Genomic DNA, 25972 nt, shown 5'->3' on the forward strand with positions numbered 1-25972 from the left:
CCGTGTTGTGGCCCTCGCGCGCCGCTCCATCTTGAGGGCCGCCACTGGCCGCGCTTCCCCTGGGGTTGCATGGGCATTGCGCGACGGAACCAATCTCCTGCATGATCGCGGGAACTCTTGGGGGGGAAGACCATGCGATCTGTCGTCGTCACCGGTGCATCCACCGGCATCGGCTGGGCCATCGCGAAAGATTTGATCGGGCGCGGCTATCGCGTTTTCGGCAGTGTCCGCAAGCAGACCGATGCCGACCGGCTCCAGGATGAGTTCGGTGCCAATTTCACGCCGCTGTTGTTCGACGTCACCGACGAGGCCGCCGTGCTGGCCGCCGCGCGCCAGGTGCGCGAGGCGCTGTGTGGCGAGACGCTGGCGGGCCTGGTCAACAATGCGGGCGTCGCGGTCGCCGGTCCCGTGCTCGAATTGTCGGCCGATGATTTCCGCCGCCAGATGGAGATCAACGTCATCGGTCCTGTGATCGCGACGCAGGCGTTCGGGCCGCTGCTCGGCGCGGACCCGTCGCTAAAGGGGCCGAAGGGACGGATCGTGATGATCAGCTCGGTCGCGGGCAAGAACGGCAATCCCTTGTCGGCGCCCTATTGCACGTCCAAGCACGCCATCGAGGGCCTCTCGGAAAGCCTGCGCCGCGAGCTGATGCTGTTCGGCATCGACGTCATCATCGTCGCCCCGGGCGCGGTCAACACGCCGATCTGGAGCAAGGCCGAACAGATTGATCTCTCCATCTACAAGAACTCGCCCTATTTGCCTGCGCTGAACAAGGTGATGGCGTACATGATGGCGCTCGGCGCGAATGGCCTGCCCGCCGAGCGCATCGCCGAAATCGTGTTCGAGGCGCTGAGCGCGCCAAGCCCCAAGGTCCGCTACCAGATCACGCCCAACCGGATGCGTCATCTGATGGCAGTCGTGCTGCCGAAACGGATGCTCGATCGCATCATTGCCAAGCAACTCGGGCTGCTGCCGCAGGGCTGAGGCTCCGCTTCAGCCCGCCGCGATGGTCCGTCCGCGGGGATGGGCGGCCATCGCGATCAGCCTCAGGGCCATCACGGCGAGCAGGGGAACGAGGAAGGCGGCATAGAGCGGCATCGCCGGCACGCGCTTGCCGAACGACACCATGAACTGGAACCAGAGGTAATAGCCGGCTGTGAGGTGCAGCGCGCGCCAGGCGGGGGGCCCGATCAGCGCGGCGGTGCGGTCGAACGAGGTCGCGCTCATGGCGATGATGAAGGCATAGCCGATGCCGCCGAAGATGTAGGAGGCCGCCGAGGTCGCCTCCGCAAAGCTGGAAGGATCCATGTTGGCGAATGCGATGATCGCCATCGCGTGGATCGCGTGGGAGGCCGTGAAGCTCAAGCCGAGATAACGGCGGTTGCGGCACTGCCAGCGTGTCCAGGCGTTCGGCCACAGCCGGGCGAGCGCCGCGGCACTGAAGGCAAGGCAGAACAATGTGAGTGAGCTGCGTGCCGTAAATCGGATCACCATCCGCACGCCCTCGGCCTCGAATTGCCGCATCGAGGCGATCCACAGGCTCAGCGCGATCAGGCTCAGGGAGAGGGCGGCCAGCAGCCGCCAGCCTTCGAGCCAGCTTTGACGTTGTGACATGACGGTCTCCTCCATTATGTAATCATCGATTACATTTGCAGGTGCCGTGTCCGTCAACAGTGTAATCGATGCTTACATTCACGTTCGGGTGATGCTAGAAAGCTCCATGCCTTCCCGTCCGCCTTCCAGGCCGCGCGCCCGCCGAACGCCCCAAGCCCGGCCCTACCATCACGGTGACCTGCGCCGCGTCCTCATCGATGCTGCGCTGCAACTGGCTGCGGAGGGGGCAGAGGTCTCGGTGCGCGAGGCCGCGCGCCGGGCCGCGGTGTCGCCGGGTGCACCATTCCGGCACTTCCCCAACCGCGATGCGCTGATGGCGGCGGTGGCCGAGGAGGCGCAGCGGCGCTTTCGTGCCGAGATCGAGGTGGTCCTGGGCCAGATACCGGCCACCGATCCGCTGGCCCGCTTCCGCGCCTTCGGCCTCGCTTATCTGCGCTGGGCGATGCGGAACCCTGCGCATTTCGAGATCATCTCGACGGGCCGTTATTTCGTCCACGGCAGCTCCGCGGAGTTGACGCGCGACAATGCCGAACTGGTCGCGCTGACCGAGCGGATGCTGGCTGACGCGGCCGCACAGGGGCTGCTGCGGTCGACCGACCTCAAGCGCATCCAGATCGCCGGCCGCGCCCTGGTCTACGGTTTTGCCCGGATGAACCTCGACGGTCACTTTCCGCGCTGGGGCGTGGACGAGGATGAAGTCGAGCGGATGGCGGAAGAGGTGATCGACCTGTTCATCGCCGGCATCGCGAAGCCGGCTCCCTGAACCCTCGTGGTGAGGAGGCGCGTGCGGCGCTTCGCCACTCACCACCATTAAGCGAAGGTCGGGTCGCGGCGCGCGTTGCCTGTCCTTGACTGTTCCGTTACAGTTTTATGACACGGTGCAGGCTTCCGGCTGCTCCGGACGCCCCAGCCGTCGTCACGCCGGCCAGACGGCTAGGTATCATTGCGCCGGACCAGAAGTTGCGTGTCGACCATGGCGTCCGCGCCCAATCCAGGTCCTTCTGCCACGACCGCCGTGCTGGCGAGCGTTGCCGCGCTCGGTATCTGGCGGCTGCTCGCGGTTGCCGCGCCGCATCTGGCCGCGATCGCGCTGATGTACGAGACCGAGACCGATTTCGGCTCGCGGCTGTCCTTCGCGCTTGCCTGGGGCATCCTCAACTTCTTCTGGATTACGCTGTTGCGGCGTCCGGCGCTGTCGGGTGCGCTGTCGCTGACCATGGTGGTCGTGCTGGTGCTGCTGTCGCGGCTCAAGCACGACGTCGTGCAGATGACGGTGAACTTCATCGACCTGATGATGATCGACCGCGACACCGTCGCGTTCCTGTTCACGATCTTCCCGAATTTGCGCTGGTCGGTGATCGGAGCCGGCCTTCTCACGCTGCCGCTGATGTATGCGCTGTGGTGGCTCGATCCGTTCCGCATCCGCCGCCTGCCGGCGCTCGCCTGCAAGCTCGCCTGCCTTGCCGCGCTGGTTGGTTATTCGCTCTATCAGCCGGACGAGGCCTGGCGCGGCTATTACGACGACGGCTATCTGTCGAAATTCTTCCGCTCCGGCGTCAGCGCGGTGTCCGACTTCGCGCAATACGGATTCATGGAATCGGCCGCCTCGACCAATGAGCGGCTCAACATGCCGCTGGTCGAGGCCTGTCATCCCGCCGGCCGCCGGCCGAACATCGTCATGGTCCATGATGAATCGAGCTTCGACATCCGCGCCGCCCAAGGCATCAAGGTGCCACAGGGCTATGGCAGCCACTTCAAGTCGTGGGACGGCAAGCAGCGCACGTTCCTGGCCGAGAGCAATGGCGGGCCGAGCTGGTTCACCGAATACAACGTGCTCGCCGGTCTCTCCTCTCGCTCGTTCGGCCGCTTCGCCTATTTCGTGACGCGCATCGCGACAGGCCGTGTCGAGCGCGGCCTGCCGCTGGCGCTGCGCCGCTGCGGCTACGACACCCTGTCGCTCTATCCCGCCTATGGCGGTTTCATGGGTGCACGCAGCTTCCAGATGACGACCGGTGTCGAACGCTTCCTCGATTCGAAGGATCTCGGCGCCAAGGATGTCGAACCGGACAGCTTCTTCTACGACAAGGCGCTCCAGCTGATGGGCCAGCAGCCGCCGAACAAGCCGCTGTTCACCTTCATCTATCTCGGCGCCAATCATTTCCCGTGGGAGACGCGCTTCCGCCCCGATCTGCTGGCGAACTGGCGCGCGCCGGGTAATGTGGCGTCCATCGACGAATATCTGCGCCGGCAGGCCATGAGCGCCGAGCAGTACAAGGCGTTCATCGCAGGCCTGAAGAAGAATTTTCCGGGCGAGCCCTTCCTGATCGTGCGCTACGGCGATCATCAGCCCGAATTTGCGCCTGCTATCCTCGAGCCCGGGCTCGACGAAGGCGCCATCGGCAAGAAGCTCGACGCTTACGATCCGCGTCTCTATGCGACCTATTACGCGATCGACGCGGTCAATTTCGAGCCGGTCAGAAGCGAAGCCGTGATGGACACGATCGACGGTCCCTATCTGCCGCTCGTCATCCAGGAAGCTGCCGGCATCCCGCTCGATCCGTCCTTCGCCGAGCAGAAGGAGATCATGCTCCGCTGCAAGGGCATGTTCTACGGCTGCAAGGACGGCGCCGAGGCGCGGCGGCTCAACCGGCTGCTGATCAATGCCGGGATGATCCGCGGGCTTTAGCCCTATCGCCGTCATCCCCGCGCAACTGCGATGCGGTTGTCGTCCGGCTGCATCGGGGCCATTCATTCGCCACCGTATCCGTCGTACCTTGGCCGTCCGGCGTCATCCGAACGAGGGACGCGATGAAGGACGATGCCGGCTAGTGGGGGCGTTCGACAAACCGCGAACCCAAGGAGAAGTCATTGGCAATTTCCGTGAAACAGATGCTGGAGGCCGCCAACGCCGCCGTGCCGAAGATCACGCCTGCTCAGGCCAAGGAGATGATCGGCAAGGGCGCGCTCGTGCTCGACGTGCGCGATGCGCCTGAGATCGAGAAGAGCGGCAAGATTCCCGGCGCGCTGAATGTCTCGCGCGGCATGCTGGAGTTTCGGGCCGATCCCGACTCGCCCTATCACGACAAGACCCTCGCCAGGGACAAGGTCGTGATCCTCTATTGCGCCTCCGGCGGTCGTTCGGCCCTTGCCGGCAAGCTGCTTCAGGACATGGGGTATGGCCATGTCTACAACGTCGGCGGTTTCAAGGATTGGGCCGACGCCGGGGGCGCTGTCGAGAAGGCGTAGCGAAAGGGGCGGCGCGGAGCCATGCTCAGCGCCGGCCCACCTTCTCCCATAGCCATTTCGCCACCGCATCCGGTGACGAATTGCCGTCATTGCCGGCCGCGCGCAGATTGGCCTCGCGCATGGTGGCGATGTCGATCTTGCCGAGCAGTGGCCTGAGCGCCGCCTGCAACTTCTCGTCACCAGCCCGCTTTGGTGCGAGCAGCAGGATCGCATCATAGGGCGGGATTGCGTGCCTGGGATCGTCGAGCGCCGTGAGATCGTATTTCGCGATCAGGCCGTCGCTGGTGTAGCCGGCAATCACGTCGACCTCGCCGCTGGCGACCGCGGCATACATGAAGTCCGGCTGCATCTGGCGTTGCGCGCGGAACTGAAGGCCGTAGGCCTTTTGCAGCGCCGCCCATTCCGGCCGCGAGAAGAACTCGTAGTCGCCGGCGATCGACATGTTCGATGCACGTGCTGCGAGATCGGCGATGCTGTGGATGCCGAGCGCCTCGGCCCGCTTTTTCGGCATCACCAGCGCATAGGCGTTCTCGAAGCCGAGCTCGCCGAGCAGGGCGATGTTGTCCTTTGCAAGCGCCGTCTTCAAATCCGCGAGCAGTTCGGCCCGCGGCTTGATGTCGGTGCGATGGAGCTGGTTGGCCCAGAGGGTTCCGGAATAATCGACATAGAGATCGACGTCGCCGGCCTTGAGCGCCTCGAAGATCACGCTGGAGCCCAGGCCCGATCGCGCGGTGGCGGAGAGGCCGGCCGTCTGGAGGCGATCCCGGAGCAAGGCAGACAGCACATATTGTTCGGCAAAGGTCTTGGCCCCGACCACATAGCCCTGCGACGAGCGCCCCATTGTCGGCACCAGCGTTGCGGCGACCAGTGCTGCGATTCCGATCGCGCCGAGCCCGGTGCGCAGGCGGCTGCGGCGTTGCAGTCCGCCCTCGATCAGGCCGAGCAGCTGATCGACGGCGAGCGCCAGCAGGGCCGACGCAAAACAGCCGAACAGGACGAATACCCAGTTCTGGGTCTGAAGCCCCGCAAAAATGTAGTTGCCGAGGCTGGTCTGCCCGATCGGCGTCGAGAGAGTCGCGGTGCCGATCACCCAGACCGCGGCGGTGCGAATGCCTGCCATCATGACCGGCAGCGCCAGCGGCAGCTCGACCATCACGAGCGACTGTCGCCCGGTCATGCCGACGCCCTTGGCCGCCTCGATCAGCGCGGGGTCGATACCGTTGAGGCCGGTGATGCCGTTGCGCAGCACCGGCAGCATCGAATAGAGCGCGAGCGCCAGCATCGCCGGCAGGAAACCGAAAGCGGAGAAGGAGACGCCGAACCAGGCGAGCGTGAGCGAGGCAGCGGCGAGCAGCAGCGGATAGAACAGCGCCAGCAAGGCCAGCCCCGGCACCGTCTGCACGATGCTGGCCAGCGCGAGCAGGACGGCGCGCGGTGCGGGGCGGTTGCGCGTCAGGATCGCGAGCGGCAGGCTGACGGCGAGGCCGAGCCCGAGCGCGGCAAGGCTCACCCGGACATGGTTGCCGAGATAGTCGGGCAGATGCGACAGCGCCTCGCCCCAGCGCGGATCGGTGAAGAGGCTCATGCCGCACCGCTCTGCGGCAGCAGCGCGTTCAGCCGCTCGACCTGGCGCCGCGGCGTGCGCAGCAGCTCCAGCACATAGGCATCGCTGCTTGTGGAGAGCTCTGCGGGCGTGCCCTGCGCGAGCAGCTTGCCGCCGCGCATCACCGCGATGCGGTCGGCGAGCAGGATCGCTTCCGTCATATCGTGGGTGATCATGACGGTGGTCAGGCCGAGCTTGCGATGCAGCGATCGATAATCATCGCCGAGTGCATCGCGGGTGAGGGGATCGAGCGCGCCGAACGGCTCGTCCATCAGCACGATCCGAGGTTTGGCCGCGAGCGCCCGTGCCACCCCGACGCGCTGGCGCTGGCCGCCGGAAAGCGCCTCGGGCAGCCGGTCGCGATGCGCGGCCCGGTCGAGCTGCACGAGCTCCAGCAATTCATCGACGCGTGTCGCGATGGTCGCCGCCGGCTCCCCCAGCAGCTTCGGCGTGATCCCGATATTGTCGGCAACGCTCAAATGCGGGAACAGGCCGCCACTCTGGAAGACGTAGCCGATCCGCCGCCGCAGCGCGACTGGATCGACGTTTCGCACCTCCTCGCCCTCGACCGTGATGGTGCCGGCATCGGCCTCGATCAGGCGGTTGGCGAGCCGCAGCAGCGTCGTCTTGCCCGAGCCCGAGCCGCCGACGATGGCCAGAAACTCACCCTCGGCGATATCGAGCGATACGTCGTCCACGGCCTTGAGGCGACCGAAGCTCTTGGTGACCTCTAGGTAGCTGATCGCCGGCTTGGAAGGCATCGCGCGTGGGCTCAAGGAGGGCAAGGGGGCAGCGAGACCCCATGCGTAGCACGCTTGGCGGCTCGATTGAACTTGGTCGCGCGAGCGGCTAAGGCATCGGTCGAAATTCGGAGGAAGCACATGACGACGCCCACGGCAGTGGCGCTGGAAGATGCCAAGGTCGCGTTCCGGCTGGGGGACGACCGGGTCTATACGGCGGTGGAGAAGGCGCATCTTTCGGTCGCGCAGGGCGAGTTCGTCGCCATCGTCGGCCCGACCGGCTGCGGGAAGTCGACGCTGCTCAATGTCGCGGCCGGCCTGCTCAAGCCTGCCGCCGGCAGCGTCAAGATCTTCGACCAGCCGCTTGCGGGGCTGAACCGGGATGCCGGCTATCTGTTCCAGGCCGATGCTCTGTTCCCGTGGAAGACCGCGCTCGACAATGTCGCGATCGGGCTCGAGATCCAGGGCGCGCCGCGCGCCGAGGCGCTGCAGCGCGCGCAGAAATGGTTGACATCCGTCGGCCTCGGCGCTTTCGCGGGTCGCTATCCGCACATGCTCTCCGGCGGCCAGCGCAAGCGCGTGGCGCTGGCTCAGGTGCTGATCCGTGACCCCAAAATCCTGCTGATGGACGAGCCGTTCGGGCCACTCGATGCGCAAACGCGCCAGGTGATGGGCAATCTCTTGCTCGATCTCTGGAACGCCGACCGCAAGGCCGTGCTGTTTGTCACCCACGATCTCGAAGAGGCGATCGCGCTCGCCGACCGGGTCGTGATCATGTCGGCGGGACCGTCGTCGCGCATCATCGGCGACTGGCGCGTCAGCCTGCCGCGCCCGCGCGATATCTTCGAGGTGCGGCTGGACAAGGAGTTCCATGCGCTTCACCGCGAGATCTGGGGCGTGCTCAAGGACGAGGTGATGAAGGGCTACGCGCAATCCACCCAAGCGGCGGAGGCGGTCTGATGTCGCGCGTGACGCTGCTTGCGCTGCAAGTTCTGGTCGCCATTGTCTGCCTGGCGCTGTGGCAGCTGTTGTCGACCGTGCCGGTGTTCGGCAAGATCCTGCTGCCGCCGTTCTTCTTCTCCAATCCGGTCGACGTCTTCGCCCAGATCGTCAAATGGTTCTCGTCCGGCGTGATCTGGAAGCATCTCGGCATCACGCTGACGGAATCGGTGCTGGCCTTCGTGATCGGATCGGCCGGCGGCGTGCTGGTGGGCTTCTGGTTCGCGCGCCAGCCGCTGGTTGCCGCGGTGTTCGATCCCTATGTGAAGATGGTCAACGCGCTCCCGCGCGTGGTGCTGGCGCCGATCTTCGCGCTGTGGCTCGGCCTCGGCATCTGGTCCAAGGTCGCGCTCGGCGTGACGCTGGTTTTCTTCATCGTCTTCTTCAACGTCTATCAGGGCGTCAAGGAGGTCAGCCGCACGGTGCTCGACAACGGCCGCATGCTCGGCATGAGCGAGCGGCAGCTGATGCAGCATGTCTATTGGCCCTCGGCGCTGTCCTGGATGTTCTCCTCGCTGCACACCTCGGTCGGCTTTGCCGTGGTCGGCGCGGTCGTCGGCGAATATCTGGGATCGGCCGCCGGGCTCGGCTATCTCATCCAGCAGGCCGAAGGGATATTCGACGTCGCCGGCGTGTTCGCCGGCATGTTCGTGCTCTCGGCCTTCGTCATCCTGATCGATTTTGGGGTGACGCTGGTGGAGCGGCGGCTACTGGTCTGGCGGCCGACCGTGGACGGACGCGGGTAGCCGCAAAAGGGGCCCGCGCATCGGCGCGAGCCCCGATATTGCGAAATCCCTAGTCCAGCAGCTTGGTATCGTCTGGCGCCTGCGGCGGCGTCTTGATCGCGATCGCCTTGACCTGGCCGCTGATCGGCTTGGTGCCGCCATGCGGCGTGCCCTTGGGGATGATGACGAGGTCGCCGGGCTTCACCGTGACCTCCTTGTCGCCGAGCCAGATCGTTCCGGTCCCGTCCAGGATGTACTGGATCTCGTTGGTGTTGGGATGCATGTGCTTGGGCACATTGCCGACCTGGATCGAGATGGTGGCGCCGTCGGCGCTCGCGAACATTTTCGAGCGGTAGCCGACATTGTTGGCGGCCCCGAGCGCATCGCCCTCCATCTCGCCGGTATGGATGATCTGCGCGGTGATGTTCTCGGCGGCCAGCGCCGGCCGGAGCAGCTGGTTTGCGCCGCATCCGGCGGCAAAGGCGGTGGCGATCGACAGCGTGATTGCAAGGCGATTCATGGATGATCCTCCCCATCAAGAATTGTTCTTGTGGACCCATGCTATTGCGCCGAAAGGCCGATGGCCAGTCGCACTTAGGCAGTGCTTCTCAAGCCAGTCCGGCTGCTTTATGGTGCCGCCAGCCGAACGGAGGAAACCAATGAAGAACACGATTGCCAGGCTCGCTGGCGCGCTGCTGGCGCTGACGCTCACCACCTCGCTTGCCGCGGCGCAGAGCAAGGTCACCATCGCGGTCGGTGGCGGGGCCTGCCTGTGCTACCTGCCGACGGTGCTGGCCAAGCAGCTCGGCGAGTACGAGAAGGCCGGGGTCAATGTCGAGCTGGTGGACCTCAAGGGCGGCTCGGACGCGCTCAAGGCCGTGCTCGGCGGCAGCGCCGACGTCGTCTCGGGCTATTTCGACCATTGCGTCAACCTCGCCGCCAAGAAGCAGGAGCTTCAGGCCTTCGTGGTCTATGACCGCTATCCCGGTCTCGTGCTGGTGGTCGCGCCCTCGCGCACCAACGACATCAAGTCGGTCAAGGATCTCGCCGGCAAGAAGGTCGGCGTCAGCGCCCCCGGCTCCTCCACCGACTTCTTTCTCAAATATCTCCTGAAGAAGAACGGGCTCGATCCCGCCGGCACCGCCGTGATCGGCGTCGGCCTTGGCGCCACTGCCGTCGCCGCGATGGAGCAGGGCCAGCTCGACGCGGCCGTGATGCTCGATCCCGCCGTCACCGTGCTCCAGGGCAGCCACAAGGATCTGCGGATCCTCAGCGACACCCGTACGCAAAAAGACACGCTCGAGACGTTCGGCGGCGAGTATCCCGGTGGCGCGCTGTATTCGACCGTGGCCTGGATCAACAGTCACGAAAAGGAGACACAGGCGCTCACCAATGCCATGCTCGCCACGATCGCCTGGATCCATTCGCATTCGCCGGAGGAGATCATGGCGAAGATGCCGGAGGAGATCGTCGGCAAGAACAAGGAGCTCTATCTTGCGGCGCTGAAGAACACGATCCCGATGTTCTCCGAAACCGGCAAGATGGACCCGAAGGGCGCGGACGCCGTGCTCGCCGTGTTCAGCGTCGGCTCGCCCGAGGTCGCCAACGCCAAGATCGACGTCAGCAAGACCTTTACCAACAAATACGTCGAGCAGGCCAAGAAGACCACGGGGAACGCCAAATAGCTGACGCTTGGACGGTGTAGTCAGTCGTCATGACATCGCTGATCATCCATCGCGTCACGACGTTTGACTTTGCCGTGAGGCCGGTCGCTTGGTCCTTTGCGGAGGAGCGCCGCGTGGAGATCGCGGCGCATTTCGCCGAGCAGCAGCGCGAGCGGCCAAAGATCTGGAACGGCCGCGTCCTGCTCGGGCGCGATGCCGCTTTTGCCGACGGTCATCTCTCCGCCACCTATTTCGAGACGGACTTTGCCAGCTTTCTCGCCTGGCGCGACTGGGGCTTTCCCGACAAGGCGGTGTTTAACGGCTTTGGCATGGGCGCTCTGCGCGCTTCCGACGGCGCCTTCGTCATGGGCGAGATGGCGCAGCACACGGCCAATGCAGGCCGCATCTATTTCCCCTCGGGCACGCCGGACCTCGATGATGTCGTGGAGGGCACGCTCGACATTGCCGGCAGTGTCGTCCGTGAGCTGGGGGAAGAGACCGGGTTGACCACGGCAGACTACTGGGCGGAGCCGGAGTGGCATTGCGTCGTCACCGGCCCCACGATTGCAATGATACAGGTGCTCAACCTGAATGTGCCGGGCGAGGCGGCGCGTGCCCGGATCGAAGCCAATCTGGCGCGTGAGGCCGAGCCTGAACTGTCGGCCATCCATCTCGTGCGCGGGATGAGTGATCTCACGCCGACCATGCCGCCATTTGTCACGGCCTTCGTTGCCCAACAGTTCGCCTCGCGCTGACGCGCGAGGCTTGACATCGTTGCGCGCAGCCCATGTGATGGGCGAAAAATAAAACCAAGAAGAATGCAATGCACAATCGTGCAGGGAGGTTCTGATGCGTCTGCGCATGGCTGCCCGTTTGATACGTGGATTGTTGGTCGCGATATCGGCGACCGGTTTGATGGCTTCGGCCGAAGCTCAAGAGAAGAAGATCAAGATCGGCGTCGTGTTCGACCTGACCGGGCCACTCGCAGGCGGCGGGTCCGAGCTCAACTATGTCGGCGCCAAGATCATCCTCGACCATTTCGCCAAGACCGGCGTCGAGGGCTACAAGATCGAGGCGGTCTACGCCGACGCCCAGAGCAAGCCTGATATCGCCATCAATGAATCCGTCCGCCTGCTCGAGCAGGAGAAGGTCGACATGGTGCTCGGCTTCTTCTCCTCGGCGCAGTGCGTGCCGGTCGCAGCCCGCGTCGAGCAGCTCAAGAAGTTCATGTGGATGACGACCTGCATCTCGTCGGCCGTGTTCAACGAGAAGGGCTACAAATACGTCTTCCGCCCCCAGGCGAGCGGCGACCAGTTCGGCATGATGACGATGGATTTCATCGCGCAGAATGCCAAGGCGAAGTTCGACAAGGAGCCGAAGGACCTGCGCGTTGCCATCATCCACGAGGACGGCGCCTATGGCGTCGACGTCTCCAGGGGTAACGAGGTCGGCGCCAAGAAGGCAGGCTTCAACGTCGTGATGAAGGAGGGCTATTCGGCGACCGCGCCTGACCTCTCCGCGCTGGTGACCAAGCTGAAGCGCGCAAAACCCGACGTGATTTTTCACACCGGCTACAATCCTGACATCACGCTGCTGCTGCGCCAGGCGCGCGAGCAGGGGCTGAAGTTCGGCGCGCTGATGGGGCACGGCGCGGGTTATGGCGTCTATGAGAAGCTGAAGGAGGGCATGGGCGCGGACGCCACCTACATCTTCAACACCGACCCGATCTCGATCTGGCTTGCCAACCAGAAGACCATGGATCCCAAGCTTCCGGCCGTGATCAAGATGGTCGGCGAGGAGTTCGACAAGATCAGGCCCGGCGTTGCGATCCGTTCCGCCCATGTCGGCATAGGTGCCTCGAACACCTATGTGTTCATGAGCGATGTGCTGCCGCGCGCGATCAAGAAGTACGGCGGGGTCGATCCCGACGCGCTGCGCAAGGCGGCGCTCGACACCGACATTCCCGAGGGCGGGACCATGCTGGGCTTCGGCGTCAAGTTCTACGGCGAGGGCACGCCGATGTCTGGCCAGAACGAACGCTCTTTCCCTGTCGTGATTCAGTATCTCGACGACAAATCCTCCGTGGTGTGGCCCAAGAGCCAGGTGCAGCGCGAGGCCGTGCTGCCGCTGCCCAAAGGCACCACCTACAGCAACCAGTAGCGGAGCGGGGCGGTGCTGGAAGTCAGCGGGCTGGTGAAGCGGTTTGGCGGCTTCACCGCCCTTAACAGCGTGTCGTTCAGCGTCGAGCAGGGCGAGATCCTCGGCCTGATTGGCCCCAACGGCTCGGGCAAGAGCACGATCTTCAACATGCTCTCCGGCACGCTGGCGCCGACATCAGGTTCGATCCTGTTTGCCGGACATGAGATCGCCGGCCTCGCGCCGCACCGGATCATCAACCGCGGCATCGGCCGCACCTTCCAGATCCCGCGCCCCTTCCGCCGCTTGACCATCTTCGAAAACGTCGCGCTCGCCGGCTTCTACGGCCAGGGGCGCCACAGCCGCATCAAGGCCGAGGCGGCGGCCGAACGCGCGCTGGCGATGGTCGGCCTGCCGACCGATCGTCACGCCAGCGTCGATGGCCTTGGCGCGGCCGGCCTGAAGAAGCTCGAACTTGCCAAAGCGCTCGCCACCGCGCCAAAGCTCCTGCTCGCCGACGAGAGCCTCGGCGGCCTCGACGAGGCCGAGATGGGGCAGGCCGCCGACATGCTGCGCAACATCCGCGACGAGCTCGGCATCACCATCATCTGGGTGGAGCACATCATGGGTGTGCTGATGCGCGTCGTCGACCGCGTCATGGTGCTCGACCATGGCGAGAAGATCTCGGAAGGCCTGCCCAGCGCGGTCGCCGGCGATCCGCGCGTCATCGAGGTCTATCTCGGCACCGATGCCGAGACCACGCAGGCCGCCGCCGCCGCAGCGCGCCGCCGCGCGGGAGGGCAGTGATGCTGGAGCTCCGCGGCGTCAACGCCGGCTACGGCACCTTCCAGGCGCTGTTCGACGTCAATCTCGACGTGAAGGCGGGGGAGGCCGTCGGTGTCATCGGTCCCAACGGCGCCGGCAAGACCACGCTGATGCGCGTGATCTCCGGCCTGATCCGTCCCTCGCGCGGGTCGATCAAGATGGAAGGTGTCGACGTCGTGGCGACGCCGCCGCACAAGATCGTCAGCCTCGGCATCGCGCATGTGCCGGAAAACCGGCGGCTGTTTCCGCAGCTCAGCGTCGACGACAATCTCAAGATGGGCGCCTTCATGAAGGAGGCACGCGGCCACTATGCCGAGCGGCTGGAGGTCGTGTTCGACCTGTTCCCGCGCCTGAAGGAGCGCCGCCACCAGATGGCCGGCACCATGTCCGGCGGCGAGCAGCAGATGTGCGCGATCGGCCGCGCGATGATGTCCAATCCAAAGCTGCTGCTGCTCGACGAGCCCTCGGCGGGGCTGGCGCCGGTCGTGGTGCAGCAGGTGTTCGAGCTGGTGAAGCGCATTCGCGCCAGCGGGCTGACGGTGCTGATCGTCGAGCAGAACGTGCAGCAGGTGCTGAAGGTGGTCGACCGCGCCTATCTGATCGAGGCCGGCACGATCCGCAGCTCGGGCACCTCGGCGGAGATGCTGGCGAGCGACACGGTCAAGGAAGCATATCTCGGGGTGTGATGTTCATGCAGGGGTTCCTGGACATTTTCGACATCTACCTGCTGGAGGCCGTGATCAACGGCATCCTGCTTGGCGGCGTGCTGGCGCTGCTCGCGCTCGGGCTCAATCTGATCTTCGGCGTCATCGACGTGACCTGGATCTGCTACGCCGAGCTGGTGATGATCGGCATGTATGCGATGTACTTCCTGGTGCAGTATTACGGCATCAGCTATTTCGTCGCCGCGCCGCTCACGATCCTGCTGGTCGCGGTGCTCGGCGCAGCGCTGCACTACCTCGTGATCGCGCCGCTGCTCACCGCGCCGCCGATCAACCAGCTGCTCGCCACCGGCGGCGTGCTGTTCGTGCTGCAGAGCTTTGCCACCGTCGCCTTCGGCATCGACTTCCGCAATCTCGGCATCCGCCTGCCGGTGCTCGCCTTCGGCGACATGAACTTCAGCTACGCGCGGCTGCTGTCGTTCCTGGCCGCGCTGGTCGGCATGGTCGCCGTCTATCTGTTCATGACGCGCACCTTCACCGGCACCGCGATCCGCGCCATCTCGCAGGACCGGCAGATCATGGCGCTGATGGGTGTCGACACCAAGAGGATCTACCTCATCACCTCCGCGCTCGGGGGCGCGCTGGCCGGGCTCGCTGCCTGCCTGCTCGTGCTGCAATATGACGTGCACCCCTTCGTCGGCCTCTCCTTCGGGCCGATCACCTTCCTGATCTGCGTGCTCGGAGGCCTCGGCAATTTCATCGGCGGCTTCATCGCCGCCTTCGTGTTCGCCGAGATCATCTCGCTCGGCGGCCTGTTCTCCGACCTCGAATGGGGCTACGTGCTCGCCTTCGCCTTCTTCATCGTCATGATGTTCATCCGGCCCGCGGGCCTGCTTGCGAGGCGCCGATGATGGGGCAGGGGCGGCTTGCGGCGTGGGCGATCGGTCTGGCGGCGCTGGTCGCGCTGCCCTTCGTCTATCGCGATCCCTATCATCTGCACATCCTGGTGCTGATCCTGATCTGGTCGTTCGCCTATACGTCGTGGTCGATGATGGGGCGGTTCGGCCTCGTCTCGCTCGGCCATGGCGGCTTCATGGGGATCGGCGCCTACGTCACCGCGCTGCTGTGGAATCATCTCGGCCTGTCGCCGTGGATCGGCATCCCCATCAGCATGGTCGCGGCAGGCATCCTGGCGCTGATCGTCGGCTATCCCTGCTTCCGCTTCCGCATCACCGGGCACTATTTCGTGCTGGTGACGCTGGCGCTGTCAGGCATCGTGCTCCAGGTCATCACCGCCACGCGCGACTATACCGGCGGCTCGCTCGGCTACACGCCGAACCGCGCTGCGGGCAACAAGCTGTTGGCGCTGCAATTCGACGACAAGATCACCTGGTATTTGATCGCGCTCGGCGTCTGGCTGTTCGGCATCGTGGTCTGGCACTGGGTCGACCGCAGCATGGCGCGCTATGCGCTGGAGGCGATCTCGGAGGACGAGGACGCCGCGGCCGCGGCCGGCGTCGACGTCACCGCGGAGAAACTGAAGATCACGCTGCTCAGCGCGCTGATGACGGCGCTGGCGGGAGCGATCTACTGCCAGTACCAGATGTTCATCACGCCCGACACCGTCAGCGGCATCGCGGTGTCGCTCCAGATGGTGTTCGCGGCGATCGTCGGCGGCCTGTTCGTCTCGCTCGGTCCGACCGTCGGCGCCATCATCACGATCCTGCTGGCCGAGACCTTGCGCATCGGCTTCGGCACCAAGGCGGTCGGCTGGGACAATTTCGTCTACGGCGTGCTGCTGGTGCTTTTCATCATATTCCTTCCCAAGGGTATCCTTGGTAGCGTGCTCGACCGACTGAAGCCGCAACGCAAGGTGCCCCGCGCCCATGAACACGAAGTCGTCCAAAAGCAAGAAGCCGTCCAAATCGCTCGCCCAGGTACTTGACCGCTACATCACGCCGTTCCGCTACGATGGCGCGGGCAAGTTTCATCTCAAGGCGCACAAGACCAACGAGAAGGGCGATCTCGACAAGGAGAAGGCGCAGGAGATTCTCGACGCCAACAAGAAGCGGCTGATCGAGTTCCAGGAGAAGCTCTATGCCCAGGACCGCTGGTCGCTGCTGATCGTGTTCCAGGCGATGGACGCGGCCGGCAAGGACAGTGCCATCAAGGCGATCTTCGAGGGCATCAATCCGCAGGGCTGTGAGGTCCATGCCTTCAAGGCGCCGAGCAGCAAGGAGCTCGACCACGACTTCCTCTGGCGCCACGCCATCGCGCTGCCCGAGCGTGGCCATATCAGCATCTTCAACCGCTCGCATTACGAGGAATGCCTGGTGACGCGCGTGCACCCGGAGATTCTCGCCAAGGAGAAGCTGCCGCAGAAGCTCGTCACCAAGAACATCTGGAAGGAGCGGTTCGAGGACATCTCTTCCTTCGAGCGCTACCTGTCGCGCAACGGCACCGTGGTGCTGAAATTCTTCCTCAACCTCTCCAGGGAGGAGCAGCGCGAGCGCTTCCTCGATCGGTTGAACGAGCCGTCCAAGCAGTGGAAGTTCTCGATGGACGACATCAAGGAGCGCGCGCTGTGGCCGCGCTACCAGGCGGTCTACCAGGACATCGTCCGGCACACGGCGACGCCGCACGCGCCGTGGTATGTCGTACCGGCCGACCACAAATGGTTCGCCCGCGTCGTGATCGGCTCCGTGATCAATGCCGCGCTCGAAAAGCTCGATCTGCGCTTCCCCCGCGCCGACAAGGCCTCGGTGGCGGAGTTCGACGAGGTGCGCAAGGCGCTGGAGAAGGAGGAGGGGAAGGGCGGCAGGAAACGGGTAAAGTGAAAAGCGCGAAAACAACCCCATGCACAGTAGCCGGCGATAGTGAAATCAACGGCTTGGCAATTCGATTCTGATTTAGCGAAAATCTCTTGACGCGTCGGGCAAAACAGGGGTATGGTGTCATCATCGCAACAGTGCCCGGAAGACCGGTCCCGTAGGGTGGGCAAAGCGTAAGCGTGCCCACGCAATTTTCATTGCGGATAGAGGTGGTGGGCACGGCGCGAAGAGCGCGCCTTTGCCCACCCTACGGGTTCTGGGCCAGCCGTCAGTAGCCGCGGCCCCACCAGTAGCAGAAGCGCTCGACATTGGCGGGGAGGCTCGCCTCGTAGTTCGCCCACTTCTCGTATTTCGGCAGCTTCACTTCCTTCATCGCGGTGTCGAAGCATTTGCCGGCGTCGGCTGCCTTCTTCACCTCGGCTGACAGATCTTCCATGTAGGCGACGTCGTCCTCGATGTCCTTCTTGGTGCCGAAGCGGCCGCCGGCATAGGGATGGCCTGGGATCATCCGCTCCCAGTCGAGCGACGCCAGCTTCTTCAGCGAGGCGATATATTCCAGCGGCGAGGCGTTGTCGGGGATGTTGCGGAACTGGACGGATTCGATCGGGGCGAAGTCGACCACGAAGACGATCTTCTCCTTCGGGAGCCGCATCACCAGCGAATTGTCGGAATGGTTGCGGCCGACATAGTTGAGCTCCAGCGTGGTGCCGCCGAGCGTGATGGCCTTCTTGTCGTCGACCACCTGGTCCGGCATCACGACGTCGGCCAGCAGCGAATTCTGCTTCTTCAGCTCGAGCAGGCGTTCCTTGGTGCGGCGATGCGCGACGAAGGTGGCGCCGAGATCCTTGAAGGGCTGGCCGCCGGCGATGTGGTCGTAATGGTGATGGCTGTAGATGACGTATTTGATCGGCTGGTCGGTGACCGCCTTGATCGCGTCGATATAGGGTTTTGCCGGCCGCAAGTAGGAGATCGGATCGGTCGCGATCACGCCCTTCGGCGTCACCACGAACATCGACTGATGGCCGCCATAGCGGAAGATGTAGACATTGTCGGTGCCGTCGACCTTCCGGGTGGACGTTTGCGGCGGGGTCTGTGCGAACGCCGATCCGGTCACGAGGGACGCGAGAACGGCGATGCAAAATGATGCTTTCATCTCTGGCTTTCTGGAAATGCAAGGGAGGCGGGCGGGGCGGTAATGCAATATCCCTTCGACACAAACGCTGCGTCGAGAGATTTATTCCGCTGTTTCACGCGGCCAATCTGTCGCGGGAACATCGGGGAACAGGTTGCCAAATGTGATTTGAAACCCATTGATCGCGCTTGACAGTTTTATGTCATGGGAGGAGCATGTGTGTGGTCGCGAATACGCGACGCGCAACGTCCACCTCAAGAGCAAGGGGAGGTCTATGACACCACCTCCGCAAATCCAGCCGCGTTAAGTGCGATGGAGCTCGTTCGGACTATCGCATAGCGGCAGAAACCGCGAACGGCACGCCGGGTCAAGGTTTAGTGGGCTGCATCAGCAAGGCAGAGCCCCTACCTGCCCGGCGCTGTGCGTTTTGGATCGTGCTGCGTATGAGATCTGGAAATTTCTGGATGAGTCCGGCCTGCATGGTTCGAGACGCCCGCGTTGCGGGCTCCTCACCATGAGGGTCTAGAATCTCGATGAGGGTTCTAGAATCTCGCCGCACGGCACAACCTTATCCTGAGGGCCCGCCGCAGGCGGGCGTCTCGAAGGATGCGCCGCGAGCGAGCTTCCCGCCAACTGCGAATGGCTACAGCAGAACGTGGTTCCCGATCCTGCGTTGCGGCAAATGCCAAGAGATTGTCGCCTGATCGGCAAACTTCCGACACAGGGCGCGGGCGAATAACGCCAATCCGACATGACGCATGCGCTTCGGTGGTGACGATTCCGATTCCGCCGGGGCGCATCTGTTTTTTCAGGGAATCCTTCGTGTCGCATAAGCTTGCCTCCGCGCTTCTCGCAGCGCTCTTCCTTGCCATCGCGTCGTTCTCCCCTGTTCGTGCCGAGCCGCCCGCGCCGGCTGCGACCAATGCGGCCGCATTGTCGCCCGACGAGGCCAAGCGCGCGCTTGAGACGCTCCAGGACGACAAGAAGCGCGCGCAGATGATCGACACGCTGCGCGCCATCGCGAATGCGTCCGGTCAGCAGCCGCCCGCGCCCGAGCCGAAATCGCCGATCCCGCTGTCCGCCGACGGCCTCGGCGCGCAGCTGCTGCTCACGGTGTCCGAGGAGATCGGCGAGATCTCGGGCGAGATCGCCAGCATGGCGCGAACGCTCACGCATTTCCCGGCGTTCTATTACTGGATCATGCGCACCGCGAACGACCCTGCCGCCTACAATCTCCTGATCGAGATTGCCTGGAAGCTCGCGCTGGTGCTCGGCTGCGCGCTTGCGGCCGAATGGGTGATCTTCCGCCTGATCCGGCGTCCGGTCGCGTTCCTGGAAGGGCGGATGCCGCAAACCGCGCATTTGCCGGTGCAGGCGCTGCCCATGGCAGATCCGCCGTCATCGGTGGCCGACGTCACCCCCGCGCCCGACCTACACAGGCGTCGTCACAATCTGGCGCGGATCTGGCAGGTCATGCTGCGGCTGCCCTTCGTGCTGGGGCGCCTCGTGCTCGAGCTGCTTCCCGTGTTCGTCCTCATGGGCGTTGCCTCCGCGCTGCTCGGAACCGAGATCGGCGAGCCCACCACCGTCCGCCTCGTGATCCTCGCGGTCGTGAATGCCTATGCGTTCTCGCGTGGCCTCATCTGCGTCGTCCGCGCATTGGCGGGACCTTACGGCCTGTTTCCGGTGCGGGCAGAGACGGCGGCCTATATCGAGATCTGGGCCCGCCGCATCGTCGGTGTCGGCGTTTCCGGCATCGCCTTCGCCAATGTGGCGCTGCTGCTCGGCCTGCACCGCGCCGGTTATGCCGCGCTGCTGCGCATGGTGATGCTGGTCGTGCATCTCTTCGTCGTCGTCATCATCCTGCAATGCCGCCGCCAGGTCGCCGAGGCCATTCGCGCGCCGGCGGACCGGCACGGCATCGCGGCGCGTCTGCGCAACCGCATCGCCGGCGGCTGGCACTATCTCGCCATCGCGCTCGATCTTGCGCTGTGGGCGGTGTGGGCGCTCAACATCCGCAACGGCTATTCGCTGCTGCTGCAATATTTCGTCGGCACCGTCGTTGTCGCGTTGCTGACGCGCGTCGCCATCATGCTGACGCTGGGCCTGATCGATCGCGGCTTCCGCATCAAGCCGGAGATCCTCCAGCGCTTTCCGGGGCTGGAGGTCCGGGCCAACCGTTATCTGCCGCTGCTGCGCAGGATCGTCTCCGGCGCGATCGCCTTCATCGGCTTCGTGGCCGTGCTCGAAGTCTGGGGCGTGGATGCCATCGTCTGGTTCTATGGCGGCCAGATCGGCGGTCGGTTGATCTCGGCGGTGGTGACGATCGGCGTCGCCGTGTTCATCGCGGCTGCGATCTGGGAAGCCAGCAACGCGCTGCTGGACCGCCAGATCAACACGCTGTCGCGGGACGGCCACTATGCCCGGGCCGCGCGCCTGCGCACCTTCCAGCCGATGCTGCGCACCGCGTTGCTCTGCCTGATCGCCACCGTCGTCGGCCTCACGGCGCTGAGCGAAATCGGCGTCAATGTCGCGCCGCTGCTCGCAGGCGCCGGCATCGTCGGCATCGCGATCGGCTTCGGGTCGCAAAAGCTGGTGCAGGACCTCATCACCGGCCTGTTCCTGCTGCTGGAGAACACGGTGCAGGTCGGCGACAATGTCAGCGTCTCCGGTCTCTCCGGGGTTGTCGAGAACGTCTCGATCCGCACCATTCGCCTGCGCGCCGGCGATGGCGCGGTGCACATCGTGCCGTTCAGCGCGGTCACCACCATCACCAATGCCAGTCGCGGCGCCGGCAATGCTTCCGTCAGCGTCAACGTCGCCTACAAGGAGGACACCGATCGCGCCGGCCAGATCCTCAAGGATATCGTCGAGGAGATGCGCCGCGAGGCGGACTTCCGCGCGCTGATCCGCGGCGATCTCGAACTCTGGGGCATCGACAAGGTCGACGGCGCCATGGTGTCGATCGTCGGCCAGATCCGCTGCACCGAGGCCGGCCGCTGGCCGGTGCAGCGCGAGTTCAACCGTCGCATGAAGCAGCGCTTCCAGCAGCACGGCATCGAGGTCGCGTCGGCCACCCAGACCGTCCTGATGCACGTTGCGCCGCCGGCGGATCACGCCGCAAACCTCACGCCGCGGCGCGCGGCCGGATAGCGGGCCGGTCAACTTACCGCTTGCCTCCACGCACCCGGCATCGTTCACTCCGGCTCCAGCCCGCTGACAACATGCGGGCGGCAAAAAGGGTGGGAGAGAATGATGCCGGGGCTGTGGGCCGGATTGCGCGGTCATGTGATCGTCATTTGCGCGTTGCTCGGATGTGCGGCGGCGGCCGCGCCAGCAAGCGCCCAATCGTCTCCATCGCGCTCCATCACCCTCGTGGTGCCGTTCGCGGCGGGCGGCCCGACCGACACGCTGGCCCGGATCCTGTCCGAACGGATCGCCGCCGAGCTGCACACCACGGTCGTGGTCGAGAACGTTGCCGGCGCCTCCGGCAGCATTGCCGGAGCCCGCGTGGCGCGTGCGACGCCTGACGGCACCACCATCACCATCGGCCATTGGGGCACCCATGTGCTCAATGGCGCGATCTTCAAGCTGCCCTACGACGTGATCGCCGATTTCGAGCCGGTCGCGACCATCGCGATGGGCACGCAGCTCATCGTCGGCCGCAAGTCGCTCGAAGCCAACAACCTGAAAGAGATGATCGCGTGGCTGAAGGCCAACCCCGGCAAGGCCACCGCCGGGACCGCCGGCGCGGGCACCGGCGCCCATGTCGCCGGCGTCTTCTTCAAGGAGAAGACCGGCACCGACTTCCAGTTCGTGCCCTATCGCGGCGCGGGACCCGCCATGATCGATCTCGTCGCCGGCCAGATCGACATCATGTTCGACCAGGCTTCGAACTCGATACAGCAGTACAAGAACGGGGCGATCAAGGCGTTCGCGGTGACCTCGCCGACGCGGCTTGCTTCCGCGCCCGACATTCCAACCGTCGACGAGGCGGGCCTGCCGGGCCTCTACATCTCCTACTGGCACGGCATCTGGGCACCGAAGAACACGCCGAAGGACGTCGTCACCAAGCTCAACGCGGCGATCGTCGCCGTGCTCGCCGATCCCGCGGTCAAGGCGCGCTTTGGCGAACTGGGGCAGGAGATTCCGCCACCCGAGCAGCAGACGCCTGCGGCGCTCGCCGCTTTCCAGAAGGCCGAGACCGAGAAATGGTGGCCGATCGTGAAGGCTGCGGACATCAAGCCGGAGTAGAGCTGCGCCACAAGCGCTTCTCCTCATCCTGAGGAGGCCGCGTAGCGGCCGTCTCGAAGGACGGCCGCAGGCGGGATAGGGGCCTTCATGGTTCGAGACGGCGCTTGTGCGCCTCCTCACCATGAGGGGAAGGACTGGCTTTGCCGCGTTAACCTTTTCGCACACGCAATTGCTTGTTCTCACGTCATCCTCGCTGCGGTGCGAGATCACAATCCACGCGCGGGTTGCTACGTCCTTGATATCGGGGGAGCGGTGGCCGACAATGCCTGCGGTTCAATAAGAAACTCCTTGGGGGAATTCGTGAATAGACCTGCCCGGGTCGCTGCCCAGCCGACATCATCCGACACCGCACATGGCATGGCGCTGCTGCGCGATCCCCTGCTCAACAAGGGTACCGCCTTCACCGAAGCGGAGCGCGATGCGCTCGGCCTGCGCGGCCTGCTGCCGCCCTGCGTGCTGACGATGGAGACGCAGGTCGAGCGCGTGCTCGTCAATCTGCGCATGCTGCCGACCGATCTCGAAAAATTCGTCGCGCTGAACGCGCTGCATGACCGCAACGAGGCGCTGTTCTTCCGCGTCGTCGTCGACAATATCGACGAGATCCAGCCGATCATCTACACGCCGACGGTCGGGCTCGCCTGCCAGAAGTTTGGCCTGATCTACCAGCGGCCGCGCGGCATGTTCATCTCCTCGCGCGATCGCGGCCAGATCGCGGAGATCCTGAAGAACTGGCCCAACCCCGCAAAACTCATCGTTGTCACCGACGGCGAGCGCATTTTGGGACTTGGCGATCTCGGCGCGAATGGCATGGGTATTCCGGTCGGAAAGCTCTCGCTCTATTCGGCCTGCGCCGGCGTGCATCCCGAGCATTGCCTGCCTGTCGTGCTCGACGTCGGCACCAACAATGAGGAGCTGTTGAACGATCCCTATTATCTTGGCCTGCGCGAGCGGCGGCTCACCGGCGAGGCCTATGACAGCTTCGTCGACGAGTTCATGCAGGCGGCGCGAAAGACGTTCCCGGGCGTGCTGATCCAGTTCGAGGATTTCGCCAATCACTCCGCATTCAAGCTGCTGCACAAATATCGCGACGAGACCTGCGTCTTCAACGACGACATCCAGGGCACCGCGGCGGTGGCGCTCGCTGGCCTGTTTTCGGCGTTGCGCGTCAACGGCGGCAAGCTGAAGGACCAGAAAATCCTGTTCCTCGGGGCAGGGGAGGCCGCGACCGGCATCGCCGATCTCGTGGTCTCCGCGATGATGGCGGAGGGCGCCTCGGAAGCCGAGGCGCTCCGGCGCAACTGGCTGGTGGATTCCCGTGGCCTCGTCGTCAGCGGCCGCGACGGCCTCCATGGCCACAAGCTCCGCTATGCCCATACCGACCAGGCGCCGATCGCGGACTTCCTCACCGCGATCAGGACGCTGAAGCCGACGGCGATCATCGGCGTTGCCGCGGTCGGCGGCGCCTTCACCCCCGAGGTGCTCAAGGCGATGGCCGAGCTCAACGAACAGCCGATCGTGTTCGCGCTGTCGAACCCGACCTCGAAAGCCGAGTGCTCGGCGGAGGATGCCTATCGCTACACCGAGGGCCGCGCGCTGTTCGCCTGCGGCAGCCCCTATGATCCGGTCAAGCTCAACGGCCGCACCTTCGTGCCGCGCCAGGGCAACAACTCCTACATTTTCCCCGGCGTCGGCCTCGGCGTCATCGCCAGCCGCTCGCGCCTCGTCACCGACGAGATGTTCATGGCGGCCGCCCACACGCTGGCCGATTGCGTCGGCAAGGAGGACCTCGCGCAGGGCAGTCTCTATCCGGCGCTGCCCCGCATCCGCGAGGTCTCCGCCCGCATCGCCGTTGCGGTGGCGGATGTCGCCTATCAGCGCGGGCTGGCGGATGGACCGGCGCCGAACGACGTGAAGGGACTGGTGCAGTCGCAGATGTACGAGCCGAAGTACTGAAGCCTGATGACTTTTGATTGACGCGACCTGGCGGCTGGCTCGGTCACCTCTCCCGCTTGCGGGAGAGGTCGGCGCACCCTGGGCGATGCGAAGCATCGTCCCGCGCGCCGGGTGAGGGCTCTATCCTCTTGGGGAGTCTCACTGCGGAGACACCCTCACCCCGACCCTCTCCCGCAAGCGGGAGAGGGAGCGCACCGCCCTCCCGGTTCGCAACTTGCTCCCGTTAGGTCAGCCCATCACCACCATTGCCGCCGGAATCGCCGTTGCCTGGCGCGGCCGCCTATGCGACAATCCGTAACGCTACAAGAAGAATTCCAACCGCAAGGTCAAATACCATGGACGATCGTTTGCCCGAGCTGGGCGATCTCGAGCACGAGGTCATGCAATTGGTTTGGGCCCATGGTCCTGTTACGGCCGAGGTGGTGCGGGAGCGGTTGTCGCGGCGTCTGAAGGAATCCACGGTGCGTACGGTGCTGCGCCGGCTCGAGGAAAAGGGCTATGCTAACCACACCGTGGACGGACGCACTTACGTCTACCATGCGGCCGAGGAGCGCTCCCGGGTGGCGGCCAAGGCGGTGCAGCGCATCGTCGACTGGTTCTGCAACGGCTCGATCGAGGAGGTCCTCGTCGGCATGGTGGACAACAAGATGCTCGACCAGCAGCAATTGCGCACGCTGGCCGACCAGGTGGCCAAGGCGAAGAAGGCGAGAGGAGTGAAGAAAGAATGATCGCAACTCTGGCGGAGGCGGCGCTACGCTCCTTTGTGCTGGGAGGCGTCGTCTGGTTCGGTCTCACCCTGTTTCGCGTGCGCAATCCGCACGTTCACATGACGGCCTGGGTCGTCGTGCTCGTGGCTTCGCTCGCGATGCCATTCGTGATGCACTGGCCGACGCTCACGATCGACCGGCTGCCCCTGTCGGTGCCGGTGCTGGATGAATTGTCTCCGGCCGATATCTCGACGCTGGAGACGCCGCAGCCTGTGCTGCCGATCGCGCCCGGCGCAATCGTTGCGCCACCGGTCAAAAGCGTCGTCTCGATCAATTGGTGGCTGATCGCCACGATCGTCTATGCCGGCGTCGCCGGACTTTTGCTGCTGCGGCTTGCGATCGGGCTTTGCCTGACCTGGCGCCTGGCGCGGGCGGCCAAGCCGATGAAGGGCGCGCAGATGATCGACGCCGACGTGCGCGTCAGCCGCGACGTCGGCGGTCCCGTCACCTTCGGCTCGACCATTCTGGTGCCGCCGCAATTCTCCGGCTGGGACGCCAAGAAGCGCCTCGCGGTGCTCGCGCATGAAGGCGCCCATGTCGCCAACCGCGATTTCTATGTGCTGCTGCTCGCGGCGCTCAACCGCGCGGTGTTCTGGTTCAGCCCGTTCTCGTGGTGGCAGCTCGCGCGCCTCGCCGAGCTTGCCGAGATCATCAGCGACGCGCAGGCGATCGAGGTGATCGACGACCGGCTGTCCTACGCGGAAATCCTGCTCGAATTTGCCAGCAGCGTGAAGCCGCGTTCCGCGGAGCTCGCGATGGCGCGGGCCTCGACCGTGCGCGCCCGCGTCGAGCGCATCATCGCGGCTGGGGCGATTCCCGCC

General features: G+C 64.8%; 24 protein-coding genes. 19 read left to right on the top strand and 5 right to left on the bottom strand.

The genetic code is table 11. The features are described 5' to 3' along the window. Positions 1-132 precede the first annotated feature (132 nt). Positions 133-984, top strand: coding sequence for an SDR family oxidoreductase (locus tag PMI42_RS05945; protein WP_008131529.1), 852 nt, complete (start codon positions 133-135; stop codon positions 982-984). A 9-nt stretch (positions 985-993) separates the two neighbouring features. Here PMI42_RS05945 and PMI42_RS05950 read toward each other — a convergent pair whose 3' ends face one another. Further along, positions 994-1614, bottom strand: coding sequence for a hypothetical protein (locus PMI42_RS05950; RefSeq protein ID WP_008131531.1), 621 nt, complete (start codon positions 1612-1614; stop codon positions 994-996). A 106-nt stretch (positions 1615-1720) separates the two neighbouring features. Between PMI42_RS05950 and PMI42_RS05955 the strand changes: the two genes are divergently transcribed. The 3 genes from PMI42_RS05955 (at position 1721) to PMI42_RS05965 (ending at position 4860) form a co-directional block, all read left to right on the top strand. Continuing rightward, positions 1721-2377, top strand: a complete 657-nt coding sequence (locus PMI42_RS05955) for a TetR/AcrR family transcriptional regulator (protein WP_035964646.1) — start codon at positions 1721-1723, stop codon at positions 2375-2377. A 210-nt stretch (positions 2378-2587) separates the two neighbouring features. After that, positions 2588-4300: a sulfatase-like hydrolase/transferase gene (locus PMI42_RS05960; protein WP_008131536.1), complete on the top strand. Its 1713-nt coding sequence runs from the start codon at positions 2588-2590 to the stop codon at positions 4298-4300. 182 nt (positions 4301-4482) lie between these two features. Further along, a complete protein-coding gene (locus PMI42_RS05965) occupies positions 4483-4860 on the top strand; it encodes a rhodanese-like domain-containing protein (RefSeq protein ID WP_008131538.1) in 378 nt (125 codons plus the stop codon). A 25-nt stretch (positions 4861-4885) separates the two neighbouring features. On the opposite strand, the gene PMI42_RS05970 is transcribed toward PMI42_RS05965, so the two are convergent. Together PMI42_RS05970 and PMI42_RS05975 are read right to left on the bottom strand one after the other, a co-directional pair. Beyond that, positions 4886-6445: a glycine betaine ABC transporter substrate-binding protein gene (locus tag PMI42_RS05970; protein WP_008131539.1), complete on the bottom strand. Its 1560-nt coding sequence runs from the start codon at positions 6443-6445 to the stop codon at positions 4886-4888. Next, positions 6442-7224 (bottom strand): ATP-binding cassette domain-containing protein, encoded by a 783-nt coding sequence (locus PMI42_RS05975; protein ID WP_008131542.1) that lies wholly within the window; start codon positions 7222-7224, stop codon positions 6442-6444. Before PMI42_RS05975 ends, PMI42_RS05970 begins: the two co-directional genes overlap by 4 nt. 120 nt (positions 7225-7344) lie before the next feature. Here PMI42_RS05975 and PMI42_RS05980 point away from each other — a divergent pair, with 120 nt between their 5' ends. Both PMI42_RS05980 and PMI42_RS05985 read left to right on the top strand, forming a co-directional pair. Beyond that, positions 7345-8163: an ABC transporter ATP-binding protein gene (locus PMI42_RS05980; RefSeq protein ID WP_008131544.1), complete on the top strand. Its 819-nt coding sequence runs from the start codon at positions 7345-7347 to the stop codon at positions 8161-8163. Further along, on the top strand, positions 8163-8948 hold the full coding sequence (locus PMI42_RS05985) for an ABC transporter permease (RefSeq protein ID WP_008131546.1): 786 nt from the start codon (positions 8163-8165) through the stop codon (positions 8946-8948). Before PMI42_RS05980 ends, PMI42_RS05985 begins: the two co-directional genes overlap by 1 nt. A gap of 49 nt (positions 8949-8997) precedes the next feature. Here the strand turns inward: PMI42_RS05985 and PMI42_RS05990 are convergent, their stop codons facing one another. Beyond that, a complete protein-coding gene (locus PMI42_RS05990) occupies positions 8998-9447 on the bottom strand; it encodes a cupin domain-containing protein (RefSeq protein WP_008131548.1) in 450 nt (149 codons plus the stop codon). Between the two features lie 139 nt (positions 9448-9586). Between PMI42_RS05990 and PMI42_RS05995 the strand changes: the two genes are divergently transcribed. The 8 genes from PMI42_RS05995 to PMI42_RS06030 all read left to right on the top strand — a co-directional run bounded on the left by PMI42_RS05995 (position 9587) and on the right by PMI42_RS06030 (position 17051). Next, positions 9587-10612: an ABC transporter substrate-binding protein gene (locus tag PMI42_RS05995; protein ID WP_008131550.1), complete on the top strand. Its 1026-nt coding sequence runs from the start codon at positions 9587-9589 to the stop codon at positions 10610-10612. A gap of 29 nt (positions 10613-10641) precedes the next feature. Then, positions 10642-11346 (top strand): hypothetical protein, encoded by a 705-nt coding sequence (locus PMI42_RS06000; protein WP_008131551.1) that lies wholly within the window; start codon positions 10642-10644, stop codon positions 11344-11346. A 94-nt stretch (positions 11347-11440) separates the two neighbouring features. After that, the gene (locus PMI42_RS06005) at positions 11441-12751 is read left to right on the top strand and encodes an ABC transporter substrate-binding protein (RefSeq protein WP_008131552.1); all 1311 of its coding nucleotides are present in this window, start codon (positions 11441-11443) and stop codon (positions 12749-12751) included. 12 nt (positions 12752-12763) lie between these two features. Next, positions 12764-13534 carry an ABC transporter ATP-binding protein gene (locus tag PMI42_RS06010; RefSeq protein ID WP_008131554.1) on the top strand — a complete coding sequence of 257 codons (771 nt, stop codon included), beginning with the start codon at positions 12764-12766 and terminating at the stop codon, positions 13532-13534. Beyond that, positions 13534-14238 carry an ABC transporter ATP-binding protein gene (locus PMI42_RS06015; protein WP_008131555.1) on the top strand — a complete coding sequence of 235 codons (705 nt, stop codon included), beginning with the start codon at positions 13534-13536 and terminating at the stop codon, positions 14236-14238. The genes PMI42_RS06010 and PMI42_RS06015 overlap by 1 nt, the downstream gene beginning before the upstream one ends. Positions 14239-14243: 5 nt before the next feature. Beyond that, positions 14244-15125 carry a branched-chain amino acid ABC transporter permease gene (locus tag PMI42_RS06020; protein WP_035964652.1) on the top strand — a complete coding sequence of 294 codons (882 nt, stop codon included), beginning with the start codon at positions 14244-14246 and terminating at the stop codon, positions 15123-15125. After that, positions 15122-16159, top strand: a complete 1038-nt coding sequence (locus PMI42_RS06025; protein WP_008131560.1) for a branched-chain amino acid ABC transporter permease — start codon at positions 15122-15124, stop codon at positions 16157-16159. The genes PMI42_RS06020 and PMI42_RS06025 overlap by 4 nt, the downstream gene beginning before the upstream one ends. Further along, complete coding sequence (locus PMI42_RS06030) at positions 16101-17051, top strand: polyphosphate kinase 2 family protein (RefSeq protein ID WP_008131563.1); 951 nt, start codon at positions 16101-16103, stop codon at positions 17049-17051. Before PMI42_RS06025 ends, PMI42_RS06030 begins: the two co-directional genes overlap by 59 nt. Before the next feature lie 262 nt (positions 17052-17313). On the opposite strand, the gene PMI42_RS06035 is transcribed toward PMI42_RS06030, so the two are convergent. Continuing rightward, positions 17314-18198, bottom strand: a complete 885-nt coding sequence (locus PMI42_RS06035; protein ID WP_008131564.1) for an MBL fold metallo-hydrolase — start codon at positions 18196-18198, stop codon at positions 17314-17316. Between the two features lie 801 nt (positions 18199-18999). Here PMI42_RS06035 and PMI42_RS06040 point away from each other — a divergent pair. From PMI42_RS06040 to PMI42_RS06060, 5 genes are all read left to right on the top strand, one after another. Beyond that, positions 19000-21330, top strand: a complete 2331-nt coding sequence (locus tag PMI42_RS06040) for a mechanosensitive ion channel domain-containing protein (protein WP_008131566.1) — start codon at positions 19000-19002, stop codon at positions 21328-21330. 102 nt (positions 21331-21432) lie between these two features. Next, the gene (locus tag PMI42_RS06045; RefSeq protein WP_008131568.1) at positions 21433-22431 is read left to right on the top strand and encodes a tripartite tricarboxylate transporter substrate-binding protein; all 999 of its coding nucleotides are present in this window, start codon (positions 21433-21435) and stop codon (positions 22429-22431) included. Positions 22432-22731: 300 nt separating this feature from the next. Continuing rightward, entirely contained in the window at positions 22732-24384 is a 1653-nt protein-coding gene (locus tag PMI42_RS06050; protein WP_081502877.1) for an NAD-dependent malic enzyme, read from the top strand. 335 nt (positions 24385-24719) lie between these two features. Beyond that, positions 24720-25112, top strand: a complete 393-nt coding sequence (locus PMI42_RS06055; protein WP_008131572.1) for a BlaI/MecI/CopY family transcriptional regulator — start codon at positions 24720-24722, stop codon at positions 25110-25112. After that, positions 25109-25972: M56 family metallopeptidase (locus PMI42_RS06060; RefSeq protein WP_008131574.1), on the top strand; the 864-nt coding region annotated here is incomplete at its 3' end. The genes PMI42_RS06055 and PMI42_RS06060, both read left to right, overlap by 4 nt.

The organism is Bradyrhizobium sp. YR681, from assembly GCF_000282615.1.
GTDB lineage: Bacteria > Pseudomonadota > Alphaproteobacteria > Rhizobiales > Xanthobacteraceae > Bradyrhizobium.